The sequence below is a fragment of the Embleya sp. NPDC127516 genome, assembly GCF_044765325.1.
GTDB lineage: Bacteria > Actinomycetota > Actinomycetes > Streptomycetales > Streptomycetaceae > Embleya.
Map to the genome: position 1 here is coordinate 73,318 of NZ_JBIWJT010000005.1, position 25,628 is coordinate 98,945.

The window sequence follows — 25,628 nt, forward strand, 5'->3', positions numbered from 1 at the left end:
CTGACATCGGTGCCCCTTGCCGGGTCCACCACACCTGTACGACACACACACCGGGCGAACGTCACGCGTCGATCGGCGAATGTTTCGCCGAATCCGACGTTATCGGGCCGGACGGTTCCCGGCGTGGACCCACGCCCGCGCCTCGCCGTGGGGGTGGCGGTTCTCGTGTTGCGACCCCGGGCGCAGTACGGTCGCCGGGTTGGGACGAGGAGGGAAGCCGATGGCCGACGAGGCCGAGCTCGACGAGGGCACCCTGGTGGTGCGGGCTCAAGAGGGCGACGCCGAGGCATTCGAGGTACTGATGCGTCGGCACGGTCGATCCCTGTACACGCTCGCGCTGCGCATCCTGGGACGGCCCACGGACGCGGAGGACGCGGTGCAGGAGGCGTTCATCAGCGCGTGGCGCCGACTGCCCGGGTTCCGCGCCGAGTCGTCGTTCCTGACCTGGATGTATCGCATCGTCACCAACCGCGCGTTGAACATCGCCCGGACCAGACGGCCCACCGTCGGCCTGGACCAGGTACCCGATCGGGCGATAGAGCAGATGGCGGACAATCCGGAGCGGCGGGCGGAGGGGTCGGCGGCGCTCAAGGCGCTTCAGGAGGCGATGACCACGCTCACCGAGGAGCAGCGGGCCTGCTGGGTTCTGCGCGAGTTGCACGGGCAGAGCTACGACGAGATCGCGGCGGCCGTGGGGATCGGGGCGAACGCGGTCCGGGGCAGGATCTTCCGAGCACGACAGACCCTGGCGGAGGCGATGCGGCCGTGGACGTGACGAACGAGGCGGGCGACGCGCCCGACGCGCTGCGGCTGCCGTCCGCGGCGGAACTGCTCGCGACGACCCGGCACGCCCCGGTGGGGGCGACCACCTCGGCCGACCCCGACCCCGACCCGGATCGGGAGCTGCTGCCGTGCGGGCGCGAGCCCGAAGGGGTGCTCGAACACGCCGCCGAGGGCGGGCTGGACGAGCACGAGCGCTCGTGTCCGGAATGCCAGGCGGTGCTGCGCGACCACTCGGTGCTCGATCAGGTCACCCGCGAGTGGGCCGAGTTGCCGGTCCCGGTGCCGGACGACCTGGGCGCGCGGGTGATGCGCCTGGTCCGCGCCGAGTTGCACACCGGTCGGCTGCTGCCGCTGGGCGAGCCGGACGAGCAGTTGACGCTCACCGAGACCGCCGCGGCGCGTACGCTGCGCGCGGCGGTGGACGCCGAGCCCGGCGTACAGGCCCGCAGTTGCCGGATCCGGCCGTACGAGAACCGGGCGGGCGCGGCGGTGCCGGGTCCGGTCACCGTGCGGCTGTCGGTCGGCGTGCCGTACGGCGAGCCGATCCACGCGCTGGCCGAACGACTGCGCGAACGGGTGCGCCGGGCCGCGAGCGAACGACTGGGGTTGGAAGTGGCGAAGGTGGACGTGGACGTGGTCGGCCTGGAACCGGCTGCCGGGAATCGGGAGGCGAGCCGATGAGGCAGCCCGCGACGGGCACCTCGCGCGAGATGTCCGTCCTGGCCCGGACCACCGCGGGCGGCGCGGCGCTGACCGTGCCGGGCGTGGTGGACCTGCAACCGGGACTGCTCGACGCGGTCGCCCAGGTCTCCGGCGGCCTGATCCCGGGCCGGGTCCCGGGGGTGACCACGCGCGTGCTCGACGGAGTCCTGCACGTGGACGTGCAGTTCCGCGCGGCGGCGGACCGCCGGGTACTGGACGTGGCGCGCGAGGTGCGCGCGGCGGTCACCGAAGCGGTGCGGCAGCGGACCGGACACAAGCACGTGGTGGTACACATCCTGGTCACCGACGCGGGACCCTGAGCACGGTGGCCCCGAGCCCGGACGTCCCGAGCCACGTCGTCGTGAGCCGTCGTCCCGAGCACCGTGCGCGCCCCGCGCGTCCGACGCGCGGTCAGACCCTCGCGAGGCTGTACGAGGGCCGCTCGTTCAGGGCCGCCGCGTCGTGCCCGGGCAGGTGGCCGTAGGCGCCGATGATGCCGCCGATTTCCTCGGTGGCGGTCAGCGGCCCGCTCGCGTCGGCGGCCCGCGGCACCCGGCCGTGGCCGATCAGTTGCAGCCACTTGTTCAGCGGCAGCCGGGCCCGCTCGTACATCTCCAGGGCCTCGGTCGGATCCTGGTACGAGGCCAGCGAGCGGGCCAGCACGCGCGCGTCGACGATCGACTCGGACGCGCCGCCGAGCACGTAGGGGTACATCGGGTGGGCCGCGTCGCCGAGCAGCGTGACCCGGCCGAACGACCACTGGTCCAGCGGCGGTCGGGTCACCAGCGGATAGCCGGAGGCCTCGGTCGGCGTCTTGACCATCGCGCCGACGTCGGCGCCGGCGATGCTCCAGCCGCGGAACACCCGGGTGAGCCGGCGCAGGTCCGCGGGTCCGTTCCACCCGGTGTCGCCGAGTTCGCCGGCCGACTGCCGATCGGGCAGTTCGGCGAGCCAGTTGGTGAGCGTGGTCCCGTCCCGCGGATCGATCGGCTTGATCGGGTGCGCCATGAAGCGCGCCTCGCCGTGCGCGGTCATGATCATCGTGTGCCCGTCGGCGAACGGCGCGCAGCGGGTGGTGCCGCGCATCAGGATGCGCGGCTGGGCCACCGGCGAGCCCTCGTCCGGCAACAGCGTCGCGCGCGTCGCCGAGTTGATCCCGTCCGCGCCGATCAGCACGTCGGCCCGCTCCCGCCAGGGCCGCCCTTCGCCGTCGACGAAGTAGCCGGTGACCCCGTCGTCGTCCTGGTCGAACCCGGTCAGCCGGGACCCGGTGCGCACCGCCGGGCGGCCGAGCCGCTGGTAGACCGCGCGCAGCAGGGCCACCTGCAATTCGCCGCGATGCACGGACAGATGCGGCCACAGGAAGCCGGCCCGCTGCCCGCGCGGTTCGAGCACCACGCGCTTGGCCGCCCGGTCGGGATAGGCCACACCGGACAGCGGCACGCCCAGGTTGGCGATCGGATGGTAGAGGTCGAGTTCGGCGAGTTCGCGCACCGCGTGGGGCAGGAGGCTGATACCGAGCCCGAGGGGCCGGATTCTCAGTGCCGCGTCGACCACCGTCACCTCGGTGATGCCCGCGTCGTACAGGCTCAGTGCCACAGCCAGTCCACCTATGCCGCCGCCGGCGACGAGAACACGCACGTAGAAGCCCCTCTTGCCAACCGTTTGGAATATCACCACACTACCCGCCGCCCCGGGCTTTGGTCGGTCAACTCGCGAGGGCCCGATCTTGTTCCTGGTCCCGGAACTGACGGTGGTACAGGTCCGCGTACAGTCCGTCCCGGGCGAGCAACTCGGCGTGTGTGCCGCGCTCCACGATGCCGCCGCCGTCCACCACCAGGATCAGGTCGGCGTCGCGCACGGTGGACAGCCGGTGGGCGACCACCAGCGCGGTACGACCCTCCAGGGCCGAGGCCAGCGCGTGCTGCACGGCCGCCTCGGACTCGGAGTCCAGGTGCGCGGTCGCCTCGTCGAGCACCACCACACGCGGTGACTTCAGCAACAGTCGGGCGATCGCGAGGCGTTGCTTCTCGCCGCCGGACAACCGGTGTCCGCGCTCGCCGACCACCGTGTCCAGTCGGTCCGGCAGCTCGGCCACCTGCTCGCCGATGTTCGCCGCGTGCAACGCGGCCCACAACTCGTCGTCGCTCGCGTCCGGCTTGGCGTAGAGCAGGTTGCCGCGGATCGTGTCGTGGAACATGTGCGAGTCCTGGGTGACCACGCCGACGGTGTCCCGCAACGACGCGAGCGTGACATCGCGCACATCGTGGCCGCCGATTCGCACCGAGCCCTCGGTGGCGTCGTAGAGCCGGCCGACCAGGGAGGTGATCGTGGTCTTGCCCGCGCCCGAGGGGCCCACCAGGGCCACCACCTGACCGGGCTCGGCCCGGAACGACACGTCGCGCAACACCGGCTCGGAGCGCCGCCGATCGAGCACCGCGACGCTCTCCAGCGAGGCCAGCGAGACCTCGTCCGCGCCGGGGTAGGCGAACCCGACCGCGTCGAACTCGACCGTGGCCGCGTCCGCCGGCAGCGGCTCGGCGTCCGGCTTGTCGGCGATCATCGCGGGCAGGTCGAACACCTCGAAGACCCGCTCGAAGCTGACCAGCGCGGTCATCACGTCCACCCGCACGTTCGCCAGCGCGGTCAGCGGCCCGTACAGCCGGCCGAGCAGCACGGTGAGCGCGACCAGCGTGCCCACGGTCAGTTGCCCGTCCACCGCCAGGTGCCCGCCGATCAGGTACACCAGCGCGGTCGCCAGCGAGGCGACCAGGGTCAGCGCGGTGGCGAACACCCGGTTCACCAGGGCGATTCGGATGCCGATGTCGCGCACCCGGGCGGCCCGCCCGGAGAACAGCGCGTCCTCCTCCTCGGGCCGGCCGAAGATCTTGGCCAGCATCGCGCCGGACACGTTGAACCGCTCGGTCATCACGGTCGACATCTCCGCGTCGAGCTGCATCTGCTCGCGCGTCATGGCCTGCAACCGACGACCGATCCATTTGGCCGGCAGCAGGAACAGCGGCAGCAGGACCAGCGAGATCAGGGTGATCTGCCAGGCCAGGTAGAACATCGTGCCGGCCACCAGGACCAGGCTGACCAGGTTGGACACCACACCGGCCAGGGTCGAGGTGAACGCGCGCTGCGCGGAGAGCACATCGTTGTTCAGGCGCGAGATCAGCGCGCCGGTCTGGGTCCGGGTGAAGAACGCGATCGGCTGTCGCTGCACGTGCGCGAACACCTGGCTGCGCAGTTCGTAGATCGAGCCCTCGCCGATCCGCGCCGAGTACCACCGTTCGGCCAGGCCGAACCCGGCGGCGAGCAGCGCGATGCCCGCCACCACCATCGCGAGCACGGTCACCAGGTGACCGTTGCCTTCGAGCACCCCGTCGTCGACGATCCGCTGCGCGAGCAGCGGCGGCACGACGGTCAGCACCGCGCCGATCACGACCAGGATCAGATACACGGTGATCTGCCGTGCGAAGGGTCTCGCGAACTCGCCCACCCGCCGCACCGTGCCGGGCGCGAGCTTGCGCTCGACCACCGACGCGTCGCGGGTGTAGGAGCGCAGGTTCATTCCCATCGGGCCGCCGCCACTCATCACGCCTCGCTCCCGTACATATCGAATGATGAAATGAAATCCTGAGTCAACCTCAGCACTTCGTGTACGGGAACACCGACGTGGGCCCGCTTACTCCCGGGAGTCCCGGGCCCGACACGGCTTCGCCGGCCGTCGGCGGCGGCCGGATGTGACGTGGGTCTCACTACTCGCCGATGCCCGCGAGGTCACGCAGGCGGCGGGCCTGGGCGGCGCGTTCGGCGGCGCGCTGTTCGTCGTAGGTACGCCCCGCGGCGCCCGCGAGCAGGGCCTTCGTCTCGATCACCGCATCGCGCGGCGCGGCCAGGAGCGCGGCCAACAGGTCGCGCGCGGCGCCGTCGAGTTCCTCGCGCGGCACCGCGAGCGTGGCCATCCCCATCGACACGGCCTCCTGGGCACTCACCCAGCGGCCCGTGACGCAGATCTCCAGGGCACGGGCATAGCCCACGAGGTCGGTCAACGGCTTGGTCCCGGCCAGATCCGGGACCAGACCGAGCGCGGTCTCGCGCATCGAGAACCGCGCGTCGTCGGCGCACACCCGCAGATCGCACGCCAACGCCAGCTGGAACCCGGCGCCGACGGCGTGCCCCTGCACCGCGGCGACGGTGAGCAGGTCGGGGCGGCGCCACCACGTGAACGCCTCCTGGAACGAGGCGATGGTCGCGTCGAGTTCGTCGTCGCTCGCCCCGGCCAGCGAGACGAGATCCGACTCCCCCGAAATGCCCCCGCCGCCCGGGAACATCCGCCGATCCAGGCCCGCGGAGAAGGAGGCGCCCTCCGCGCGCAACAACACGGCTCGGACGTCACCGGGCAGGTCGCGGCCGACGGCGGCGAGCGCGCGCCAGAGCGCGGGAGTCTGCGCGTTGCGCCGATCGGGATTGGTGAGGGTCACCACCGCGAACGAACCTTCGATCACGACCGAAAGATCCTGCCGTGCGGCGACGTCGGCACCGCCGACCTCACCGCCGTTGCCGTCCGTACCGCCATTGCCATTCGTACTGTCGAGCTGATTCGCCACCACGTCCACGGTCCCTCCCGTGTTCGGGTCGCTTCCGTCGAACGACCACGCGCCCGACGTTACCGGTCGGTCACATGGTCGTTCGACGGACGGTACGGTGATGCGGATCCTCCGGAGCTCGACCTCAGGCCGAGGACGACGCGGCGGTCTTGGCCTTGCCCCGCGTTGCCCCACCCCTGCCTCGGAGGGTCACCCCGGATTCGCTGAGCATCCGGTGCACGAAGCCGTAGGAACGGCCCGTCTCCTCCGCGAGGGCGCGGATGCTGGCACCGGAGTCGTACTTCTTCTTGAGGTCAGCCGCGAGCTGCTCGCGCGCGGCACCGGTCACCCGGCTGCCCTTCTTCAGAGTCTCGGCCACACGTGCCTCCTCATAGGAAGTGCGCTCTGGAATCCCATGATCACCCCTGGGGCATGGCATGGCCAGTGATTCCACCAGGCCCGATGGCTTGATCATCGCGGCGCGTGGCCCGTTGCACACAAAGATCACCCGAGCGGAATCACGCCTTCCCGTGCCGAATGCTTGACCGAATCCTGTGTCCGCCGACAAAGGCCCTGGTCACCCATGAGATTCGCGACCTTGCTCTGCGTCGCCGTCGAGCCTGGTGACCGGCATCACGTGCGGACCGGAAGGATGGCTTCCCCTTGTGAGGGTTTCGTGGTGAAAACCGGTCGGGGGACGAAAGCGAACACCCCGTCGGGTTGCCGAGGACGGCAACCCGACGGGGTGTCGGTGGTTCGGGCTTCCCGGGCGCGCACGCCCGAACGATCAGGCGAGCGCGACCAGGTCGGCGTAGTCCTCGTTCCACAGGTCCTCGACGCCGTCCGGCAGCAGGATGATCCGCTCCGGCTGGAGCGCCTCGACCGCGCCCTCGTCGTGCGTGACGAGCACGACCGCGCCCTCGTAGGTGCGCAGCGCGTCCAGCACCTCGGCGCGGCTGGCCGGGTCGAGGTTGTTGGTCGGCTCGTCCAGCAGCAGCACGTTCGCCTTGGAGACCACCAGCGTCGCCAGCGCGAGCCGGGTCTTCTCACCGCCGGAGAGCACCCCGGCCGGCTTGTCCACGTCGTCGCCGGAGAACAGGAACGAACCGAGCACCTTGCGCACCTCGACCAGGTCGAGGTCGGGCGAGGACGAGCGCATGTTCTCCAGCACCGTGCGCTCCGGGTCGAGCGTCTCGTGCTCCTGCGCGTAGTAGCCGAGTTGCAGCCCGTGGCCGGGCTCGATCTTGCCGGTGTCCGGGTCCTCGACCCCGCCGAGCAGGCGCAGCAGCGTGGTCTTGCCCGCGCCGTTGAGGCCCAGGATCACCACGCGCGAGCCCTTGTCGATGGCCAGGTCGACGTCGGTGAAGATCTCCAGCGAGCCGTACGACTTGGACAGGCCGGTCGCCATCAGCGGAGTCTTCCCGCACGGGGCCGGCTTGGGGAAGCGCAGCTTGGCCACCTTGTCCGACTTGCGCTCGCTCTCCAGTCCGGACAGCAGCTTCTCGGCACGACGGGCCATGTTCTGCGCGGCCACCGTCTTGGTCGCCTTGGCCCGCATCTTGTCGGCCTGCGTGAAGAGTTGGTCGGCCTTCTTCTCCGCGTTGGCCCGCTCGCGCTTGCGGCGCCGCTCGTCGGTCTCGCGCTGGAGCTTGTAGGCGTTCCAGCCGACGTTGTAGATGTCGATGGTGGTGCGGTTGGCGTCCAGGTAGAACACCTTGTTGACGCACGCCTCCATCAGGCCGACATCGTGACTGATCACGATGAAGCCGCCCTTGTAGGTCTTGAGGAACTCGCGCAGCCACCCGATCGAGTCGGCGTCGAGGTGGTTGGTGGGCTCGTCCAGGAGCAGCGTGTCGGCGTCCGAGAAAAGGATCCGGGCCAACTCGACCCGGCGGCGCTGGCCGCCGGAGAGGGTGTGCAGTTCCTGACCCAGGATCCGATCCGGCAGACCCAGGCTGGCCGCGATGGTGGCCGCCTCGGCCTCGGCCGCGTAGCCGCCCTTGGTCAGGAACTCGGTCTCCAGGCGCGAATACCTGCGCATCGCCTTCGCGGCGGTCTCGCCGCTCGCGCTGGCCATCAGACCCTCGGCCTCGCGCATCCCGGAGAGCGCCACGTCCAGCCCGCGCGCGGACAGGATCCGGTCCCGGGCGAGCACGTCCAGGTCACCGGTGCGCGGGTCCTGCGGGAGGTAGCCGACCTCGCCGGTACGGGTGATGGTGCCGGACGCGGGCTGGGTCTCCCCGGCCAGCGTCTTGGTCAGCGTGGTCTTGCCGGCGCCGTTGCGGCCGACCAGCCCGATCCGGTCGCCGGCCGCGACCCGGAAGGAGGCCGGCTCCAGCAGGATGCGGGCGCCGGCGCGTAGTTCGACGTTGGTTGCGTTGATCATGAAGGACTGGACTCCCGGTCGGGGACTGACGAAGACGGACGGTCGCGCGGGGCTCGCGGGGAAGCCGCACCGCTCTAAGGCCGCTCGCGGGGATATCCAGAGAAACCGACCATGCCCACGAGTCTACGGGAGGGCTCGCACCGGATTCCCGGGCGTCCCGCGGCGACGAACGGGACGCCGGCGATAAAAACCCGGAAAAGGGATATCCGTCACCCGACATCTTTCGTCTGGCCCTGTTCCCCAGCCCGCAGGCGGTGCCGTGATGCAGTTCAACGACGACGCGGATCTCGACACGTCACAGATCGAGGACCGTCGCGGCTCGGGCGGCGGCGGTCTGCGCCGGCCTGGCCTCGCGGTGGGCGGCGGGGCGGCGGGCCTGATCGCGGTGGTGCTCGGCCTGATCTTCGGCCTGAGCCCCGACCAGCTCGGGCTGAGCGACGACGGCGGAGGCAACTCGGTGCCGGCGGACAACCGGGTACTGCGGGACTCGTGCCGCAAGGGCACCGACGCCAACGCGCGCGACGACTGCCGAATCGTGGGCGTGGTCAACAGCGTGCAGGCGTATTGGACGGACGAGTACCGGCGCCGGGGCGCGACCTACAAGCCGGCGCCGACCCAATTCTTCACTGGCAGCACCTCGACCGCGTGCGGCGGGGCGACCTCGGCGGTGGGCCCCTTCTACTGTCCGGGCGACCGCAAGGTCTACATCGACCTGGGCTTCTTCGACGACCTGCGCACCAGGTTCGGCGCCAAGGGCGGCCCCTTCGCCGAGGCATATGTACTCGCCCACGAATACGGCCACCACATCCAGGACCTGACCGGCCAGATGGCCAAGGTCGGCAACGACCGCCAGGGCCCGCAAAGCGGCTCGGTCCGCCTCGAACTCCAAGCCGACTGCTACGCGGGCGTCTGGTCCCACCACGCCACCACCACCCCCCAGGCCGACGGCCAACCCCTGATCACCGCCCTCACCGACCAGGACATCGCCGACGGCCTGGACGCCGCGGCCGCGGTCGGCGACGACCGCATCCAAGAACAATTCCAGGGCCGAGTAACCCCCGAATCCTGGACCCACGGCTCCGCAACCCAACGCCAACAATGGTTCCGCCAGGGCTACACCACCGGCGACCCCACCAAATGCGACACCTTCACCTCCCGCATCTGACCCACCCAACGCATAACGCCACCCCACCAGAACCAACGCCAACCGAGCACCAAATCAGCCCGGCCGGCGCTTGAGGCCACTCAGCCCGTGCGGCGCTTGAGCACACTCAGCCCGGCCGGCGCATGAGGCCACCCCAACAGAGCCGACGCCCAACGCCAACCGAGCACCAAATCAGCCCGGCCGGCGCTTGAGGCCACTCAGCCCGTGTGGCGCTTGAGCACACTCAGCCCGGCCGGCGCATGAGGCCACCCCAGCGGAGCCGACGCCCATCGCCGGCCGAACCAATTCAGCCCGTGCGGCGCTTGAGCACACTCAGCCCGGCCGGGCGCATGAGGCCACCCCAGCGGAGCCACCGCCCAACGCCACCCGGCGCGCGAGGCCCACCAGCCACCGACCGCCCGATCGCGCAAGAGGCCAACTCGCCCCCGCACGAACCGAGTTCAGCCGACCGCAACCCGCGCCCGATCCACGATGTCCTCCGCATCGGCAACAGCCGAAAGATGCCGCGCCAACCGAGACCGGACCTCGCGCCCCCCACCATCGGCAACAACCAGCGAGACCCACGCCGCCGAAGCCTCCAGCGCCGCCCGCGCGCTGGCCGCCGCAGCCGCGAGATACGGAAGCACGTCCTCGTCCCCGCCATCGCGGACCGTACCCGCCAGTCCGATCAAATCCGCCGCCAACGCCGCGATACGCAAAGGCACTTCGGCCTCGCCCACGGCAACGGAATCCACCCCGGCCGCATGGCCAACCCGCATCGCCCGCTCCCGCATCCGCCCCGCCTCGGCCCGCGCCGCCCGCATCGTCTCCTCGGCGTCGGTCGTGTGCAGCGCCAGCGCGGCCGCCCGCTCGATCAGCGCCGCGGCCTGCGCGGCCTGGAGCGCGGCGGCGGCCCCTCGTACCGCGACGTCGGGACTGGCCAGTCGGTCGAGGTGTTCCCCGATGGTCTGTTCGCGCAACGGATCCTCCTTGCACAGCATGGACAAACAGTCGAACCGTCCCTGCCAGAGTGCACGCCGAGATCCAATTACGCCATTTTTCCGCCGTGTTGGTTTAAACCCGCCCCAACTCCGATCACCAACCGCGCACACCCGCACACCGCACGCGCACGCGCAGCCACCGAGCCCCACGGACCAAACCCCACGCGCCCCACGCATTTCCGCGCCCGAGTTCACTCCACGGTCTTCACGTCACACCAGACAACCTTCCCGTCCGGCACGGGATAGCTCCCCCACTCCTCCGCCATCGCGTCCACAAGCAACAACCCGCGCCCGTGCTCGTCGAGCAGATCCACCGCGTCCCCGGGCTCGGGGAGCGCCGGGTCGTTGTCCACGACCGCGATCCGAATCGAGTTCTCCCGACGCAGAATCGCCACCGCGACCGTATGACCCCGCACCGAGTGCTTGACCGCGTTGGTCACCAGTTCCGACAGCAACAGCTCCAGAGTGTCCACGGGCGCGTCCGGAACCCGTTCACCCAGCACCCGCCGCAGCGCGTGACGCGCCCGAGGCACCGCCTCCACAGTGGCCGTCAGCCTCAGCGACAGGAGCAGTGGGCCGGCCGAAGACTCCCCGGATCGCGGCGATGATGCGATTTCGCCCACGTCTCCCCCTGTATCCCCTGTATCCCCTGGTGGCGCGGATGAGGCGGCCGGAGGCATCGGCAACCTTTGTCCAAACTAGCCGCCCTTGTCTCCACTGTTGGTGAGATCGACTTCTTTCCCCCTGGTGAAACGTGGCGCGGGCCGGCGGTGGACGTGCGACCGGCGCTCGATCGGCGCTCGCGGTCGATGCGAGCGCCGTCGGGCGCCCGGGGCGCGGTTCCCGGCCCGCGTCGCGGGGTAGCGATCTGCGACGACAACGCTCCGAGCAGCACGTCGAGGCCGACACGTGACCGGTATCGCAGGGCCCGAGAGGGCGCTCGGGGAACCAACCGATCCGCCGCTTCGTCCCGCAAGCAGATGGCAACGGCCCGGGACACCCGGTGCCGGCTCGCCACCCGGCCGCTAACGTCGGGGGTACCGACCGCGTCACGGAGGACCTGCATGCAGCCCCGGCTCCAGGCCACTCTGGCCGATTTCGTCCCAGCCCTGCGCTTCGTCGCGCCCGAACTCGTCGCCGACTACCTCGAACACGAGGACCTGCCCGCGGCGTGGTGGATGAGCGTGCCCGTGGTGCGGGCCGCGGACACCTTCGGTCGCGACGAGCTCCCGGGGCGGCTCGCCGATCTGGCCTACACCGAGCTTCGCCACCTGCGCCTGGGCGACCTGCTGCCGGGCGCGTGGCTGGCCCGCAACGGCTTCCGGCTGTCCCAGTGGCCGGACGGCGCCCGGACGAACGTGATGGTGCGTACCCCGGACTGGGCGGACCTGCTGACCACGACCGTGCGCGAGGTCGGCGACTGGACCCAGATCGGCACCTCGACGGTACGACCGCTGGTGGCCCGGCTGTTCGAAGAGGTGCTCGGACTGCTGCCCGCGGACGACGAATCGGTGGACGTGGACGCGGTGTTCGGCACACCGGAGACCGCCGCGAGCGCGCCGGCCGTCGCCTCGACACCCGAGCCGGATCCGAACCCGGCCGAGCCGGAGCCGCATCCCGAACCGGAACCCGAGCCGGAACCCGAGCCCGAGCCGAAGCCGGTTCCCGCCGCGTCCGTCGCGATCCCGGCAGCGCCGCCCGAAGGTGACTGGGACACCCCGGACGAGTGGGGCGACCTGGACGAGGACGAGCTGTACCCGGTCAAGATGCCCGAGCCGTTGACCGCCGAACTGGGCACGGTGGTGCGCTGGCTGGCCGCCCAGGCGCCGGATGTTCCGCTGATGGCCCAGCTCGCCCAGGTCACCCTGGAGACCGCCGCCGTGGTCGGCCTGGAGGACGCCACGGACGAGGTCCGGACGGCACTGACCGCGCTGCTCACCCAGGTCCCGTCCGGCCTGCGCGCGTCGCTCGCGATGCCACCCGCACCGGTCGCGCCCGAGTCGGACGAGGCGGAGTCCGCGTCGACCGCCGGCACCGCGGCGGGCCGGGACGCGTACGGCGAGGTCCCGCCGCCCACCCGGGCGGACGTGGCCCCGGCCGCCCCAACCGGACGCAAGCAGGCCGAACCGCGCCCCGAGCCCGTACCCGAGCCCGCGGCCGAGTCGACGTCCACCGGAAAGCGGCAGCCGCGGGTCCGGACCGAGGACACCTCCGAGGACGCGCCGCCGCGCGCCGTGTCCGCCGAGCTCGCGACCGAGGGCGACCACCCGGGTCTGGACGCGTACGGCGAGACACCGCCGATGACCGTCGCGGACATCCCGATCCGCACGATCAAGGACCGCGGCCGGGCCGACGCGCCCGCCACCCGATCGCCCAAACAGGCCCCCAAACCGGCCAAGGACGAGGACGAGGACCCCGGGCAGGACGCGTTCGGCGAGGTCCCACCGCCCACCGCCGGCGAGTTGCCCGTCGTCGCCGAGTCGAACGTGCCGCGCACTCCCGAGGGACTGCGCATCCCGCCGCGCCCGAGCCACCCGCCGCGCACCGCGACCGCCGCGAGCCCGAGCACCCCGAATCCGACCACGGCGACGCCCGCCGCCGAGGCGGCCGCGACCGCCGCCGAGATGCCGTCCGTTCCCGCGCCGCCGGACCACTCGGTGGTGCCGCGGACGAACCGGGGTACGAAGGCCGCCGCCGACCCGGAGGCCACCGTCGAGATGGTGCCGGGCACACTGCCCGGGACCCAGGACGTCACGATGCTCGTCGACCGGCCGCTGCCCCGCGCCGGCGAACCCGGCGGCGGTGACCTCGTCGCGATCCTGACCTCGTGGTTCGCCGCTGTCGAACCGCAGCGCAAGGTGCTCGCCCGGGATCGGCTGTTCACCGACGCGCCGCGCGAACTCGAGTCACTGGCAGCCGAGTTCGGCACCTCGCCGGCCGAGGTCAAGATCATGGAGCGGGACCTGCGGCGCACCCTGGACGAGCGGATCGCCCGCTCCGACGGCGCGCCGGTCCGGGTCCACCTGAGCTTCGTCCGAGACCGGCTCGGCGTGCTCACCACGGTGTCCGAGCTGCGCGCGCTGCACCCCAAGCACACCGAGACCGTGCCGGGTCTGGAGATCCAGGTCTGGCAGGTGCTGCGCGGCCTGCTCGGGCTGCACATGTCGGTGGACGGCTGGCTGTCGAGCGCCCCGCTCGGCGAGCTGTCCGACCGCACCCAGAGCACCCTGGACGCGGCCTGCGCCCACGGCCCGGTTCCGCTCGAGGCGTTGGAGCGGGACCTCGCCGCGATGGGCATCCGCAAGCCGCTCCAGACCGCCTGGGTCGGCCGGCTGGACGGCTTCCAGGTGGAGAACGGCCACGTGCTCTCCCGCTCGGCGGACACCCTGGAACGGCCCGCCCGGAAGCAGCAGTCGGCGCCGATCGGCGACCCCTCCTGGACGGCGGGCTGCTTCCGCGAGGACACCGGCGCGTGGGCGTTCCGGGTGGACGTGTCCACCGCGATGCTCGAAGGCGAACCGGTGAAGCTGCCGCCGGCGTTCGCACAGTCCCTGGGGGTCACCCCCGGCGGCCAGGTCCGACTGCACCACGGACACGGCCCCGCCGCGCTGCGCTGGTCCGACACGCCCTACCTGGTGTCGATGCGGGCGATCCTGACCGGTCTGGCCGCGCACGAGGGCGACATGGTCTTCATCTCGTCCATCCACCAGGGCCGCCTGGAGGCACGCCTGGTCCGCGGCGACGCAACCGTACGCCTCCCCCGCTGGGCCCGCGCGCTACGCCACACCGGCGTCGACCCGGTCCCCGAGCAGGTCAACCTCCCCGAACTCCTCGGCGCCCGGATCGGCCTCGACCCCGGCATCGACCTCAAGGCAGTCCTGCACCGCCTCCAGCAACGAGGCGACACCGACGTCCTCGAACTCCTCGGCGTAAGCCAACCCCGCCCCTGACCCAACAAAAAAGCGCCGGGCGGACCGACCCGAAGTCGACCCACCCGGCACCCAACACCGCCCAAGCCCCAACCACCCCAACCGGCACCCGAGCCCACTCAGCCCAGCAGGCGCTTTGAGGCCACCCCAACCAAACCAAACGCCAACGCCGGCCAAAAGCCAAAAACAGCCGGGCCGGCGCTTGAGGCCACTCAGCCCGGCCGGCGCTTGAGGCCACCGAGCCCGCAGGCCAGGCAACCAAGCCCGGCCGGCGCTTGAGGCCAAAGGGCCCAGCCGGCCCGGAAGGCTACAGGTTGAACCCGAGCGCCCGCAGTTGCTCACGCCCGTCATCGGTGATCTTGTCCGGCCCCCACGGCGGCATCCAGACCCAGTTGATCCGCATGTCCGCGACGATCCCCTCGGTCGCGGTCCGCGTCTGGTCCTCGATCACGTCCGTCAACGGACACGCCGCGCTGGTGAGCGTCATGTCGATGGTCGCGATGTTCGCGTCGTCGACGTGCACCCCGTACACCAGGCCCAAGTCGACGACGTTGATCCCGAGCTCCGGGTCGACGACGTCGTACATCGCCTCGGTGACGTCCTCCGGCGTAGCCGCGGGACGCGCCTGCGTCTCGGTCATTTCTGCCCTTCCGTCGTCTGCAGCGTCTGCAGCGCCTGCGCGGTGGCGTCCTTGAAGGCCATCCACCCCAGCAGCGCACATTTCACCCGCGCCGGGTACTTGCTGACGCCGACGAACGCCACGGCGTCCTCCAGGACGTCCTCGTCCGGCTCACCCTGCCCCTTGGACTGCATGAGCGCGAGGAACTCGTCCCCGGCGTGCAACGCGTCCTCGATGGTGTGCCCGATCACCAGATCGGTCATCACGGACGCGCTGGCCTGGCTGATCGAACAGCCCTGACCCTCGTAGCTGACGTCGAGAACCTTCTCGCCGTCCAGCTTCACCCGCAGCGTGACCTCGTCCCCACAGGTCGGGTTGACGTGGTGGACCTGGGTGTCGAACGGGTCGCGCAGCCCCTTGTTATGGGGGTGCCGGTAGTGGTCCAGGATGATCTCCTGGTACATCCCGTCAAGCTTCATCTCTTCGCCTCCCGCCCCACTCAGCCGGAACCAGTGCTAACCGAAAAACTGTCGGACATGTTCCAGCCCGGCCACCAGCGCGTCGACCTCGGCCGGCGTGGAGTACAGGTAGAACGAGGCTCGCGTGGTCGCCGGCACTCCGTAGCGCAGGCACACCGGACGTGCGCAGTGGTGACCCACCCGCACCGCGATGCCCTGCTCGTCGAGCACCTGACCCACGTCGTGCGGGTGGATGTCGCCGAACGTGAAGGAGATCGCCGCACCGCGCGCGACATTGTCCGCCGGGCCGATGATCTTCAGGCCCTCGACGCCGTTCAGCGCGTCGATCGCGTAACCCGTGATCGCGTGCTCGTGCGCGGCGACGCGGTCCATGCCGATCGCCGACAGGTAGTCGATCGCCGCACCGAGCCCGACCGCTTCCGCGATCGGCGGGGTGCCGGCCTCGAACTTGTGCGGCGCGGGCGCGTACGTGGACGCGCTCATCGTCACGGTCTCGATCATCTCGCCGCCGCCCAGGAACGGCGGCAGCTCCTCCAGCAGACCGAGCCGGCCCCAGAGCACGCCGATGCCGGTCGGACCGCACATCTTGTGCCCGGTGAACGCGACGAAGTCGGCGCCCAGGGCCTGTACGTCCAGCACGGTGTGCGGCGCGGCCTGCGACGCGTCGACCACGACCAGCGCGCCGACGTCGTGCGCGCGGCGCACGATCGGCTCCAGATCGTTGACCGTGCCGAGGATGTTCGAGGTGTGCACCACCGAGACGACCTTGGTCTCCTCGGTGATCACCTGCTCGATGTTCGACAGGTCCAGCCGGCCGTCGTCGGTGAGCCCGAACCACTTGAGCTGCGTGCCGGTGCGCTGCGCGAGCAACTGCCACGGCACGATGTTCGAGTGGTGCTCCATCTCGGTGATCACCACGTCGGCGCCCACGCCGACCTTGAACGGTTCGTCCGCCCAGGTCAGCATGTTCGCCACGAGGTTGATCGCCTCGGAGGAGTTCTTGGTGAAGATCACCTCGTCCCGGCTGGGCGCGTTGATGAACTCCGCGACCTTGTCCCGGGCACCCTCGTACAGCGCGGTGGCCTCTTCGGCCAGCACGTGCACGCCGCGGTGCACGTTCGCGTTGCTGTTCGCGTAGTAGTGCGTCATGGCGTCGATCACCTGGCGCGGGGTCTGCGACGTGGCCGCGTTGTCCAGGTAGACAAGCGGTCGGTCGCCGTGCAGGAGCCGTTCGAGGATCGGGAAGTCCTTGCGGATCGCGTCCGTGTCGAGCAGCCCCGGCAGGTGCACTGTCATGCAGTCTCCCCCTTGCCGGTGTAGGCCTCGTAGCCTTCGTCCTCGAGCTTGTCCGCGAGTTCGGCGCCGCCGGATTCCACGATCCGGCCGCCCGCGAAGACGTGCACGTGGTCGGGCTTGATGTACTTCAGGATGCGGGTGTAGTGGGTGATCAGCAGGGTGCCGATCTCGCCGGTCGCCTGCACCCGGTTGACACCCTCGGACACCACGCGCAGCGCGTCGACGTCCAGGCCGGAGTCGGTCTCGTCGAGGATCGCGATCTTCGGCCGGAGCAGTTCGAGCTGAAGGATCTCGTGCCGCTTCTTCTCACCGCCGGAGAAGCCCTCGTTGACGTTGCGCTCGGCGAAGGCGGGGTCCATCTGGAGGCGCTCCATGGCCTCCTTGACCTCCTTGATCCACAGCCGCAGCTTGGGGGCCTCGCCACGGGTGGCGGTGGCGGCGGTGCGCAGGAAGTTGGACACCGAGACGCCGGCGACCTCGACGGGGTACTGCATGGCCAGGAACAGGCCGGCGCGGGCCCGCTCGTCGACGGTCATGGACAGCACGTCCTCGCCGTCGAGCAGCACAGTGCCGCCGGTGACCTTGTACTTCGGGTGGCCCGCGACCGAATACGCGAGGGTCGACTTGCCGGAGCCGTTCGGGCCCATGATGGCGTGGGTCTCGCCCTGCTTCACGGTCAGGTCGACGCCGCGCAGGATCTCGCGCGGACCGTTCTCGGCGTCCACACTGACGTGCAGGTCGCGGATCTCAAGCGTTGCCATAACGGACTCAGGACTCCTGGTTCACTTCGACGAAGACGGCGCCGCCGTCGATCTTCACGGGGTACACGGGGACCGGCAGGTTTGCCGGGGGGCCCGAGGGGCGGCCGGTGCGCAGATCGAAGCGCGAGCCGTGCAGCCAGCACTCGATCGCGCAGTCCTCGACCTCGCCCTCGGAGAGCGACACGTTGGCGTGCGAGCACACGTCGTTGATCGCGTACACGTCGCCCTCGGTGCGCACGAGGGTGACCGGGATGTCGTCGAGCACGACCCGCAGGGGCGTGTCCTCGTGCAGGTCGGTCTCGGCGCAGGCCTTGAGGTAGCTCATCGGGCGCCGCCTTCGAGGCGTGCCTCGATCTGCTTCATCAGGCGCTCTTGGAGGTCGGTGATGCCGACCCGGGCGATCACCTCGGCGAAGAAGCCGCGCACGACCAGGCGGCGGGCCTCGTCCGCCGGGATGCCGCGCGACTGCAGGTAGAAGAGCTGCTCGTCGTCGAAGCGCCCGGTCGCGCTGGCGTGCCCGGCGCCGGCGATCTCGCCGGTCTCGATCTCCAGGTTGGGCACCGAGTCGGCGCGGGCGCCGTCGGTGAGCACCAGGTTGCGGTTGAGCTCGTAGGTGTCGGTGCCCTCGGCCGCGGCTCGGATGAGCACGTCGCCGATCCACACCGTGTGCGCGTCCGCGCCTTGGAGCGCGCCCTTGTAGGTGACCAGGCTGCGGCACTGCGGCACGTCGTGGTCGATGAACAGGCGGTGCTCCAGGTGCTGGCCGGCATCGGCGAAGTACACGCCGTACAGCTCGGCGTCGCCGCCCGGGGCGTCGTAGACCACGCGCGGGAAGAGCCGGACCAGGTCGCCGCCGAGGGTGACCACGACGGAGGCGAAGGACGCGTCCCGACCCACCCGGGTCAGGTGCGAGCCCACGTGCACGGACTCGGCGTCCCAGTCCTGGATCGAGACGACCTTGAGCCGGGCGCCGTCGCCGACGATGAACTCGACGTTCTGCGCGTAGGTCGCCGAGCCGCTGTGGTCGAGCACCACGGTCGCCTCGGCGAACCGCTGGACCTCGATGGTGACGTGCCCGAACGCGGTGCCGCCGGTGCCGCGCAGGTCGACGACGACCGGCTCGGCGAGTTGCGTGTCCTTGCCGACCACGATCAGCGTGGCCTTCTCGAACGAGCTGTACGCCTGGGCCGCGACCCGGTCGACCGGGCGGCCGGCCCGGCCGATCCGCGCGTCGGTGCGGTCCACCGTCTCGACGGTGACGCCCTCGGGCGCGGTCACCGAGACGGTGACCTCGCCCCGGTCGCCCGCGGCGGCGGTGCCGTCGTGCAGACCGCGCAGTCGGGCCAGCGGGGTGAACCGCCAGTCCTCCTCGCGGCCGGTGGGCACCACGAAGTCGGCCACGTCGTAGGACGCGACGGCGACCTGGCGGGCGTCCGCGGGCTGGGCGACCGAGCGGCCGGTGCCGGGGCCGGCGAGCACGTTCGCGGCCCCGGCCTCGCGCACGGCGATCGATCCGGCGGTCGTGCTACCGGGAGTGTTGGTGTTCGCAGCCATGGACTAGCCCACAGCCCCTTCCATCTGAAGCTCGATCAGGCGGTTCAATTCGAGGGCGTACTCCATCGGGAGTTCGCGCGCGATGGGCTCGACGAACCCGCGCACGATCATCGCCATGGCCTCGTCCTCGGTCATGCCGCGGCTCATGAGGTAGAAGAGCTGGTCGTCGGAGATCTTGGAGACGGTCGCCTCGTGACCCATCGACACGTCGTCCTCGCGGACGTCGACGTACGGGTAGGTGTCCGAGCGGCTGATCGTGTCGACCAGCAGCGCGTCGCACTTGACCGACGACGTCGAGCCGTGCGCGCCCTCCTCGATCTGCACCAGTCCGCGGTAGGACGTGCGGCCACCGCCGCGCGCGACCGACTTGGACACGATGTTGGACGAGGTGTTCGGGGCGCAGTGCACCATCTTCGAACCGGCGTCCTGGTGCTGGCCCTCGCCCGCGAAGGCGATCGACAACGTCTCGCCCTTGGCGTGCTCGCCGAGCAGCCACACGGCCGGGTACTTCATGGTGACCTTGGAACCGATGTTGCCGTCGATCCACTCCATCGTGGCGCCCTCGTGGGCCACCGCGCGCTTGGTCACCAGGTTGTACACGTTGTTCGACCAGTTCTGGATGGTCGTGTAGCGCACCCGGGCGTTCTTCTTGACCACGATCTCGACCACGGCCGAGTGCAGCGAGTCCGACTTGTAGATCGGCGCCGTGCAGCCCTCGACGTAGTGCACGTGGGAGCCCTCGTCGGCGATGATCAGCGTGCGCTCGAACTGGCCCATGTTCTCGGTGTTGATCCGGAAGTAGGCCTGGAGCGGGATCTCCACGTGCACGCCCGGCGGGACGTAGATGAACGAGCCACCGGACCAGACCGCGGTGTTCAGCGCGGAGAACTTGTTGTCGCCGGTCGGGATGACCGAGCCGAAGTACTCCTTGAACAGCTCCGGGTGCTCGCGCAGCCCGGTGTCGGTGTCCAGGAAGATGACGCCCTGCTCCTCCAGGTCCTCGCGGATCTGGTGGTAGACGACCTCCGACTCGTACTGCGCGGCGACACCGGCGACCAGGCGCTGCTTCTCCGCCTCCGGGATGCCCAGTCGGTCGTAGGTGTTCTTGATGTCCTCGGGCAGGTCCTCCCACGAGGCGGCCTGCTTCTCGGTCGAGCGCACGAAGTACTTGATGTTGTCGAAGTCGATTCCGGAGAGGTCGGAGCCCCACGTCGGCATCGGCTTCTTGCCGAAGAGCCGAAGGCCCTTCATGCGCTGCTTCAACATCCACTCGGGCTCGGACTTCTTCGCCGAGATGTCCGCGACGACCTCTTCGGAGATGCCCCGGCGCGCGGAGGCGCCGGCGGTGTCCGAGTCGGCCCAGCCGTACTCGTAGGTGCCCAGACCCTCAAGCTCGGGGCGAGCGTCGGTGGTCATGAAGTAGTCCTCCCGGAAGCCGGGGTGGCGTCGGTCGATTCCCGCGAACGGGAAGGGCCCCGGCGCGGCGGATTGTGTTCGGTGTTCAGGCCGGAGGAAACGGCCTTCGGGCCGGACGAGCCGACCCTGCGGCCGGTGGACCCGGCCGATTCAGCCTGCACAGCAGGAACGTGCGTGGTGCAGACGCCGTCGCCGTGGGCGATCGTCGCCAGCCTTTGCACGTGCGTACCGAGAAGGCGCGCGAACACCTCGGCCTCGGCCTCGCAGAGCTGCGGGAACCGCTCGGCGACGTGAGCCACCGGACAGTGGTGCTGGCAAAGCTGCTCTCCGCCGGGTGCGGGCCGCGCACTCGCGGCATACCCGTCGGCGGACAGCGCCTCGGCCAGCGCTCGGGCCCGCTCCCCGGGGGGCGCGGACTCGACCGAGGGACGATACCTCTCCTCGCGGGCGGCAAGCCGCTCGCGGGCGAATTTCGTCACGGCCTCGTCGCCGAGATGCTCGGCGACGAAGTTCAGCGCCTCGGCCGCCAGCTCGTCGTACTCCTGGTGGAACCCGGAGCGGCCGACGTCGGTGAGCGCGAACACCTTGGCCGGACGACCCCGGCCCCGGCGTCCGTAGACGCGCTGCTCGGTGGCCTCGACGACCCCCTCGGCGACCAGTGCGTCCAAATGGCGACGCACGCCCGCCGGGGTCAGCTCCAATCGCTCGGCCAGGTCCGCCGCGGTGGACGGGCCGTGGTCGACGATCGAGCGGGTGACCCGGTGCCGGGTGCCCTCGTGACCGTCATGCTCGGGCGTGCCGGCAGCCGCTGCGGTGACCCGCCGCGGTGCCTCTTCGCTCGTTCGCATGTTTTCCACAACACCATTGTTGCGTTAATCGCGCCCCAGGCCAAACGGCGATCGCGTGCGGTCCGTCACTTAGGTGTGCCTAACAACACACGCCCGTCGACACCCGTTCCGACCTGCGAGTTCTCCTGACACACCGTCAGATGAACCGATCCGGACAACCCCCGCACCGGGGGCGCCGAGACCTTTCTAGACTGACTCGTCATGGACTCCTCGCCGCCGGCAGTCGCGATCACGGGCCTGGTCAAGCGCTACGGCGACAAGACCGCCGTGGACGGGCTCTCGCTCACCGTCGAACGCGGTCTGGTGACCGCGGTGCTCGGTCCCAACGGCGCCGGGAAGACCAGCACGATCGAGATCTGCGAGGGATACCGGCGCGCGGACGCGGGCGAGGTACGGGTGCTCGGCCTGGACCCGCGGCGCGACGCCGCCGCGCTGCGGCCCCGGATCGGGGTGATGTTGCAGGCGGGCGGCGTGTACTCGGGGGCGCGCGCCGAGGAGATGTTGCGACACGTGGCGAAGCTGCACGCCCACCCCCTGGACGTGTCGATGCTGATCGAGCGGCTCGGCCTGGGCTCGTGCGGGCGGACCACCTACCGGCGGTTGTCCGGCGGCCAACAGCAGCGGCTCGCGCTCGCGCTCGCCGTGGTCGGCCGCCCCGAGCTGGTCTTCCTGGACGAGCCGACCGCCGGACTCGACCCGCACGCCCGGCACGCCGGCTGGGACCTGGTGCGCGAGCTGCGCGCCGACGGGGTGAGCGTGGTGCTGACCACCCACCTGATGGACGAGGCGGAGAAGCTCGCCGACGAGGTGGCGATCGTGGACCACGGTCGGGTGATCGCCTCCGGCTCGCCCGAGGCGCTGTGCCACGACGGCGCGGAGAACTCGCTGCGCTTCGCCGGGCCGCCCGGCCTGGACCTGGGATCGCTGCTGAACGCGCTGCCGGTGGGTGCCAAGGCGCTGGAGGTCTCACGCGGCGCGTACCGGATCGAGGGCGAGATCGACCCGCAACTGCTGGCCACGGTCACCTCGTGGTGCGCGCAGCACGGGGTGATGCCGGAGCGGCTGACCGTGGAACGACGCAGCCTGGAGGACGTGTTCATGGAACTGACCGGACGGGAGCTGCGCAGTTGAGCACGCCGACGCGGGATTCGGTGGCAAAGGAACGACACCGCGGTACGTTCGCGCCCGCCCCCGGGGCCGCGCCGATGTCCCGGATGATCGGGGCGCAGACCGCGTTGGAGACGCGGATGTTGTTGCGCAACGGCGAGCAACTGTTGCTGACGGTGATCATCCCGACGCTGCTGCTGGTGGTCTTCGGGTCGGCGGACATCGTCGACACCGGGGACGGCGAACGGGTGGACTTCCTGGCGCCGGGGGTGCTGGCGCTGGCGGTGCTGTCGACCGCGTTCACCGGTCAGGCCATCGCGACCGGGTTCGAGCGGCGCTACGGAGTGCTCAAGCTGCTCGGTTCGACGCCGCTGCCCCGCTGGGGGCTGATGGTCGCGAAGACGGCGTGCGTGATCCTGGTGGAGATCCTCCAGGTGGCGCTGCTCGTGGTGATCGCGCTGGCGATGGGCTGGTCGCCGCACGGCAATCCGGTCTGGGTGATCCTGCTGCTCGTGCTGGGTACGGCGGCCTTCTCCGGACTCGGCCTGCTGATGGCCGGGACGCTGCGCGCCGAGGCCACCCTCGCCGCCGCGAACCTGGTGTTCATCCTGCTGCTGCTGGGCGGCGGGGTGATCGTGCCGCTGGACAAGTTCCCCTCCGGGGTCGAGCACACGCTCGCGCTGTTGCCGATCTCGGCGCTGTCCGACGGACTGCGCGACGTGCTCCGGGACGGATCGGGACTGCCGCTGGGCGACTTGGCGATCCTGGCGGTCTGGGCGGTTTTGGGCCTGGGCGCGGCGGCGCGCTTCTTCCGCTGGGAGTGAGGTCCGCGAGTAGTCCGGGGGGCGCGGCCGGCCCGGCGTCGGCCGACACCCCTGGTGCGCTTGTGAATTCATTCACGACGTAGCATGTCGCGCATGAGTCTGCAGGCCGTCTCCCCCCTCGTCGCCCGCCGCGTGTTCCTCGCGAACCTGGTGGCGCAGATCGGCATCGTCGTCACGGGCGGTCTCGTCCGACTCACCGACTCGGGCCTGGGGTGCGACACCTGGCCCCGGTGCGACAGCGACACCAGCAACTGGACGCCGCACGAGGCGATCAGTCACCACGCGTACATCGAGTTCGGCAACCGCATGCTGGCCTACGTGGTCGGCGCGATCGCGGTGGCCTGCGTGGTGGCCGCCTACCGGCTGACCGTGCGCCGCAAGGACATCACCACGCTGGCCTGGATCCAGATCGGCACGGTCGTCGGCCAGGCCGTGCTGGGCGGGATCACCGTGCTCACCGACCTGCACCCGATGGCGGTGGCGAGCCACCTGCTCCTGTCGATGTTGCTGATCGCGTCGGCGGTGATGCTGTACGAGCGCGCCGGCGAGGGCGACGCGCCGGCCCGGCTGCTGGTCCGCCCGGAGATCCGCTGGTTCGGCTACGGCACCCTCGCGGTGGCCGGCGCGCTGATCGTGGTCGGCACCGTGGTCACCGGCTCCGGGCCGCACGCGGGCGACCTCAAGGCCAAGCGCTTCGACGTGGACATCGACCAGACGGCCTGGCTGCACGCGGACCTGGCGTTCCTGCTCCTGGGCGCGGCCGTCGCCCTGGCGCTGGCGCTGCGCGTCACCGACGCCCCGCTCGCCGCCCAGCACCGCGTGTGGTGGCTGCTCGCGGTGCTGATCCCGCAGGGCCTGATCGGCTACGTCCAGTACTTCAACGGCCTCCCCGAGTGGATGGTCCTCACCCACATGTTCGGCGCCGCCCTGACCGTGGTCACCGCCACCCGGGTCCTGTTCGCCCTGCGCATGCGCGGCGACACCCCGCCCGAGGGGGCCGACGACCTCGACGCCGAGCTGCGCGAGCCGGTCGCCACCCGTTACTGACCGCCCGATGCCGGGCCCGAAACGGGTCGAACCCTCGCGGGTCCGACCCGTCTCGGCGTTCCTGGTCCCGCCTCGATCAGCGGCTGGGGACCGCCAACAGGAGTGCGAAGCGCTCCTGCGGGTCGGTCCACCACTGGCGGACGGTGAAGCCCGCCTCGGCCAGCTCGGCGAGCAGGGCCTCGCGGCGGAACTTGGTGGAGATCTCGGTGCGCAGCAGCTCGCCCTCGGTGAAGTCCACCGACAGGTCCACCGCCGGGATCTTCACGGTCTGCCCGACGCGGGAGCGCAGGTGCATCTCGATGCGCTCCTCCCCGGCGTTCCACACGGCCACGTGGTCGTAGGCGTCCGGGTCGAAGTCCGCGTCGAGTTCGCGGTTGAGCACGTGGAGCACGTTCTTGTTGAAGGCGGCGGTGACGCCCTGGCTGTCGTCGTAGGCCGCGACCAGGACACCCGGGTCCTTGACCAGGTCCACGCCGAGCAACAGGGTGTCGTCGGCGCTCAGGGCGCGCCGCAGGATGCGGTAGAAGTCGGTGCGCTGGGCGGGGCCGAGGTTGCCCAGCGTGCTGCCCAGGAAACTGAGCAGTCGAGGGCCGGGTTCGTCGGCCAGTGCCAGGTCGTGTTCGAAGTCGGTGACGGTGGCCGCGACCCGCAGGCCGGGATAGTCGCGGCAGAGTGCCTCGCCGGCCTGGGTCAGCGCCGAGTCGCTCACGTCCAGCGGCACATAGCGCTCCAGCGTGCCGGCCGCGGTGAGCGCGTCCAGGAGCAGCCGGGTCTTGCGGGAGGAACCGGAGCCGAGCTCGATCAGCGTGTGCGCCCGGGTGGCGGCGGCGATCTCGGCGGCGCGCCGGGTGAGGATCTCCTGCTCGGCGCGGGTGGGGTAGTACTCGGGCAGGTGGGTGATCTGTTCGAACAGTTCGCTGCCGCGCGCGTCGTAGAACCACTTGGGCGGCAGCGACTTGGTCGGTGCCGTGAGGCCCCGGAGCACGTCGGCACGCAGCGTGGTGTCGAAGTAGTCGGCCGGCAGCCGGTGGTCGAGGGTGAAGCGGCTGTTCATGGGACGCCGTTCCTGTGGGGCGGATGACGGACGTGCGGCGACGGCCCGTACCGGGCGGATCGCGGCGATGCGGACCCCGCTGCGGG

The 25,628-nt window shown here is 70.7% G+C and carries 24 protein-coding genes; 8 read left to right on the plus strand and 16 right to left on the minus strand.

The features are described from left to right. The first annotated feature begins 220 nt into the window (after window positions 1-220). Genes ACIRL2_RS11000 through ACIRL2_RS11010 form a run of 3 tightly spaced genes read left to right on the plus strand, consistent with a single transcriptional unit; the run spans window position 221 to window position 1,805 of the window. Window positions 221-775: a sigma-70 family RNA polymerase sigma factor gene (locus ACIRL2_RS11000; protein WP_360305297.1), complete on the plus strand. Its 555-nt coding sequence runs from the start codon at window positions 221-223 to the stop codon at window positions 773-775. After that, window positions 766-1,464 (plus strand): Asp23/Gls24 family envelope stress response protein, encoded by a 699-nt coding sequence (locus ACIRL2_RS11005; RefSeq protein WP_395862645.1) that lies wholly within the window; start codon window positions 766-768, stop codon window positions 1,462-1,464. Before ACIRL2_RS11000 ends, ACIRL2_RS11005 begins: the two co-directional genes overlap by 10 nt. Next, complete coding sequence (locus ACIRL2_RS11010) at window positions 1,461-1,805, plus strand: Asp23/Gls24 family envelope stress response protein (RefSeq protein WP_395862643.1); 345 nt, start codon at window positions 1,461-1,463, stop codon at window positions 1,803-1,805. The genes ACIRL2_RS11005 and ACIRL2_RS11010 overlap by 4 nt, the downstream gene beginning before the upstream one ends. 91 nt (window positions 1,806-1,896) lie before the next feature. Here ACIRL2_RS11010 and ACIRL2_RS11015 read toward each other — a convergent pair whose 3' ends face one another. The 5 genes from ACIRL2_RS11015 to ACIRL2_RS11035 all read right to left on the minus strand — a co-directional run bounded on the left by ACIRL2_RS11015 (window position 1,897) and on the right by ACIRL2_RS11035 (window position 8,463). Further along, window positions 1,897-3,126 carry an FAD-dependent monooxygenase gene (locus tag ACIRL2_RS11015; RefSeq protein WP_395862642.1) on the minus strand — a complete coding sequence of 410 codons (1,230 nt, stop codon included), beginning with the start codon at window positions 3,124-3,126 and terminating at the stop codon, window positions 1,897-1,899. Between the two features lie 67 nt (window positions 3,127-3,193). Further along, window positions 3,194-5,083, minus strand: a complete 1,890-nt coding sequence (locus tag ACIRL2_RS11020) for an ABC transporter ATP-binding protein (protein ID WP_402231641.1) — start codon at window positions 5,081-5,083, stop codon at window positions 3,194-3,196. Window positions 5,084-5,246: 163 nt separating this feature from the next. Then, window positions 5,247-5,996: an enoyl-CoA hydratase/isomerase family protein gene (locus ACIRL2_RS11025; RefSeq protein WP_402231984.1), complete on the minus strand. Its 750-nt coding sequence runs from the start codon at window positions 5,994-5,996 to the stop codon at window positions 5,247-5,249. A gap of 226 nt (window positions 5,997-6,222) precedes the next feature. Then, a complete protein-coding gene (locus ACIRL2_RS11030; RefSeq protein WP_020553538.1) occupies window positions 6,223-6,456 on the minus strand; it encodes a helix-turn-helix domain-containing protein in 234 nt (77 codons plus the stop codon). A 408-nt stretch (window positions 6,457-6,864) separates the two neighbouring features. Beyond that, on the minus strand, window positions 6,865-8,463 hold the full coding sequence (locus ACIRL2_RS11035; RefSeq protein WP_395862638.1) for an ABC-F family ATP-binding cassette domain-containing protein: 1,599 nt from the start codon (window positions 8,461-8,463) through the stop codon (window positions 6,865-6,867). 262 nt (window positions 8,464-8,725) lie between these two features. Between ACIRL2_RS11035 and ACIRL2_RS11040 the strand changes: the two genes are divergently transcribed. After that, entirely contained in the window at window positions 8,726-9,628 is a 903-nt protein-coding gene (locus tag ACIRL2_RS11040; protein WP_402231643.1) for a neutral zinc metallopeptidase, read from the plus strand. A 440-nt stretch (window positions 9,629-10,068) separates the two neighbouring features. Here ACIRL2_RS11040 and ACIRL2_RS11045 read toward each other — a convergent pair whose 3' ends face one another. Then, window positions 10,069-10,608, minus strand: a complete 540-nt coding sequence (locus ACIRL2_RS11045; protein ID WP_395862634.1) for a hypothetical protein — start codon at window positions 10,606-10,608, stop codon at window positions 10,069-10,071. Window positions 10,609-10,799: 191 nt separating this feature from the next. Next, window positions 10,800-11,288, minus strand: coding sequence for an ATP-binding protein (locus ACIRL2_RS11050; protein ID WP_395862632.1), 489 nt, complete (start codon window positions 11,286-11,288; stop codon window positions 10,800-10,802). A 384-nt stretch (window positions 11,289-11,672) separates the two neighbouring features. Here ACIRL2_RS11050 and ACIRL2_RS11055 point away from each other — a divergent pair, with 384 nt between their 5' ends. After that, complete coding sequence (locus ACIRL2_RS11055; protein WP_402231646.1) at window positions 11,673-14,558, plus strand: hypothetical protein; 2,886 nt, start codon at window positions 11,673-11,675, stop codon at window positions 14,556-14,558. Between the two features lie 286 nt (window positions 14,559-14,844). Here ACIRL2_RS11055 and ACIRL2_RS11060 read toward each other — a convergent pair whose 3' ends face one another. Genes ACIRL2_RS11060 through ACIRL2_RS11095 form a run of 8 tightly spaced genes read right to left on the minus strand, consistent with a single transcriptional unit; the run spans window position 14,845 to window position 21,510 of the window. Beyond that, window positions 14,845-15,177 (minus strand): metal-sulfur cluster assembly factor, encoded by a 333-nt coding sequence (locus ACIRL2_RS11060; RefSeq protein ID WP_355541487.1) that lies wholly within the window; start codon window positions 15,175-15,177, stop codon window positions 14,845-14,847. Next, the gene (sufU, locus tag ACIRL2_RS11065) at window positions 15,174-15,635 is read right to left on the minus strand and encodes a Fe-S cluster assembly sulfur transfer protein SufU (RefSeq protein WP_395862628.1); all 462 of its coding nucleotides are present in this window, start codon (window positions 15,633-15,635) and stop codon (window positions 15,174-15,176) included. Before sufU ends, ACIRL2_RS11060 begins: the two co-directional genes overlap by 4 nt. A 36-nt stretch (window positions 15,636-15,671) precedes the next feature. After that, the gene (locus ACIRL2_RS11070) at window positions 15,672-16,931 is read right to left on the minus strand and encodes a cysteine desulfurase (RefSeq protein WP_395862626.1); all 1,260 of its coding nucleotides are present in this window, start codon (window positions 16,929-16,931) and stop codon (window positions 15,672-15,674) included. Beyond that, window positions 16,928-17,692, minus strand: a complete 765-nt coding sequence (sufC, locus tag ACIRL2_RS11075) for a Fe-S cluster assembly ATPase SufC (protein ID WP_395862625.1) — start codon at window positions 17,690-17,692, stop codon at window positions 16,928-16,930. Before sufC ends, ACIRL2_RS11070 begins: the two co-directional genes overlap by 4 nt. A gap of 7 nt (window positions 17,693-17,699) precedes the next feature. Then, complete coding sequence (locus ACIRL2_RS11080; RefSeq protein WP_395862622.1) at window positions 17,700-18,017, minus strand: non-heme iron oxygenase ferredoxin subunit; 318 nt, start codon at window positions 18,015-18,017, stop codon at window positions 17,700-17,702. Beyond that, window positions 18,014-19,246: a Fe-S cluster assembly protein SufD gene (sufD, locus tag ACIRL2_RS11085; protein ID WP_395862621.1), complete on the minus strand. Its 1,233-nt coding sequence runs from the start codon at window positions 19,244-19,246 to the stop codon at window positions 18,014-18,016. The genes ACIRL2_RS11080 and sufD overlap by 4 nt, the downstream gene beginning before the upstream one ends. A 3-nt stretch (window positions 19,247-19,249) precedes the next feature. Then, on the minus strand, window positions 19,250-20,662 hold the full coding sequence (gene sufB, locus ACIRL2_RS11090) for a Fe-S cluster assembly protein SufB (protein ID WP_355541505.1): 1,413 nt from the start codon (window positions 20,660-20,662) through the stop codon (window positions 19,250-19,252). Continuing rightward, window positions 20,659-21,510 (minus strand): helix-turn-helix transcriptional regulator, encoded by an 852-nt coding sequence (locus tag ACIRL2_RS11095; RefSeq protein WP_395862619.1) that lies wholly within the window; start codon window positions 21,508-21,510, stop codon window positions 20,659-20,661. The genes sufB and ACIRL2_RS11095 overlap by 4 nt, the downstream gene beginning before the upstream one ends. Window positions 21,511-21,711: 201 nt before the next feature. Here ACIRL2_RS11095 and ACIRL2_RS11100 point away from each other — a divergent pair, with 201 nt between their 5' ends. From ACIRL2_RS11100 to ACIRL2_RS11110, 3 genes are all read left to right on the plus strand, one after another. Then, a complete protein-coding gene (locus tag ACIRL2_RS11100; RefSeq protein WP_395862617.1) occupies window positions 21,712-22,641 on the plus strand; it encodes an ABC transporter ATP-binding protein in 930 nt (309 codons plus the stop codon). Window positions 22,642-22,715: 74 nt separating this feature from the next. Beyond that, window positions 22,716-23,441 carry an ABC transporter permease gene (locus tag ACIRL2_RS11105; RefSeq protein ID WP_395862802.1) on the plus strand — a complete coding sequence of 242 codons (726 nt, stop codon included), beginning with the start codon at window positions 22,716-22,718 and terminating at the stop codon, window positions 23,439-23,441. A 93-nt stretch (window positions 23,442-23,534) separates the two neighbouring features. Next, the gene (locus ACIRL2_RS11110) at window positions 23,535-24,488 is read left to right on the plus strand and encodes a heme A synthase (protein WP_402231650.1); all 954 of its coding nucleotides are present in this window, start codon (window positions 23,535-23,537) and stop codon (window positions 24,486-24,488) included. A gap of 76 nt (window positions 24,489-24,564) precedes the next feature. On the opposite strand, the gene egtD is transcribed toward ACIRL2_RS11110, so the two are convergent. After that, window positions 24,565-25,542: an L-histidine N(alpha)-methyltransferase gene (gene egtD, locus ACIRL2_RS11115; protein ID WP_395862800.1), complete on the minus strand. Its 978-nt coding sequence runs from the start codon at window positions 25,540-25,542 to the stop codon at window positions 24,565-24,567. Between the last annotated feature and the right edge of the window lie 86 nt (window positions 25,543-25,628).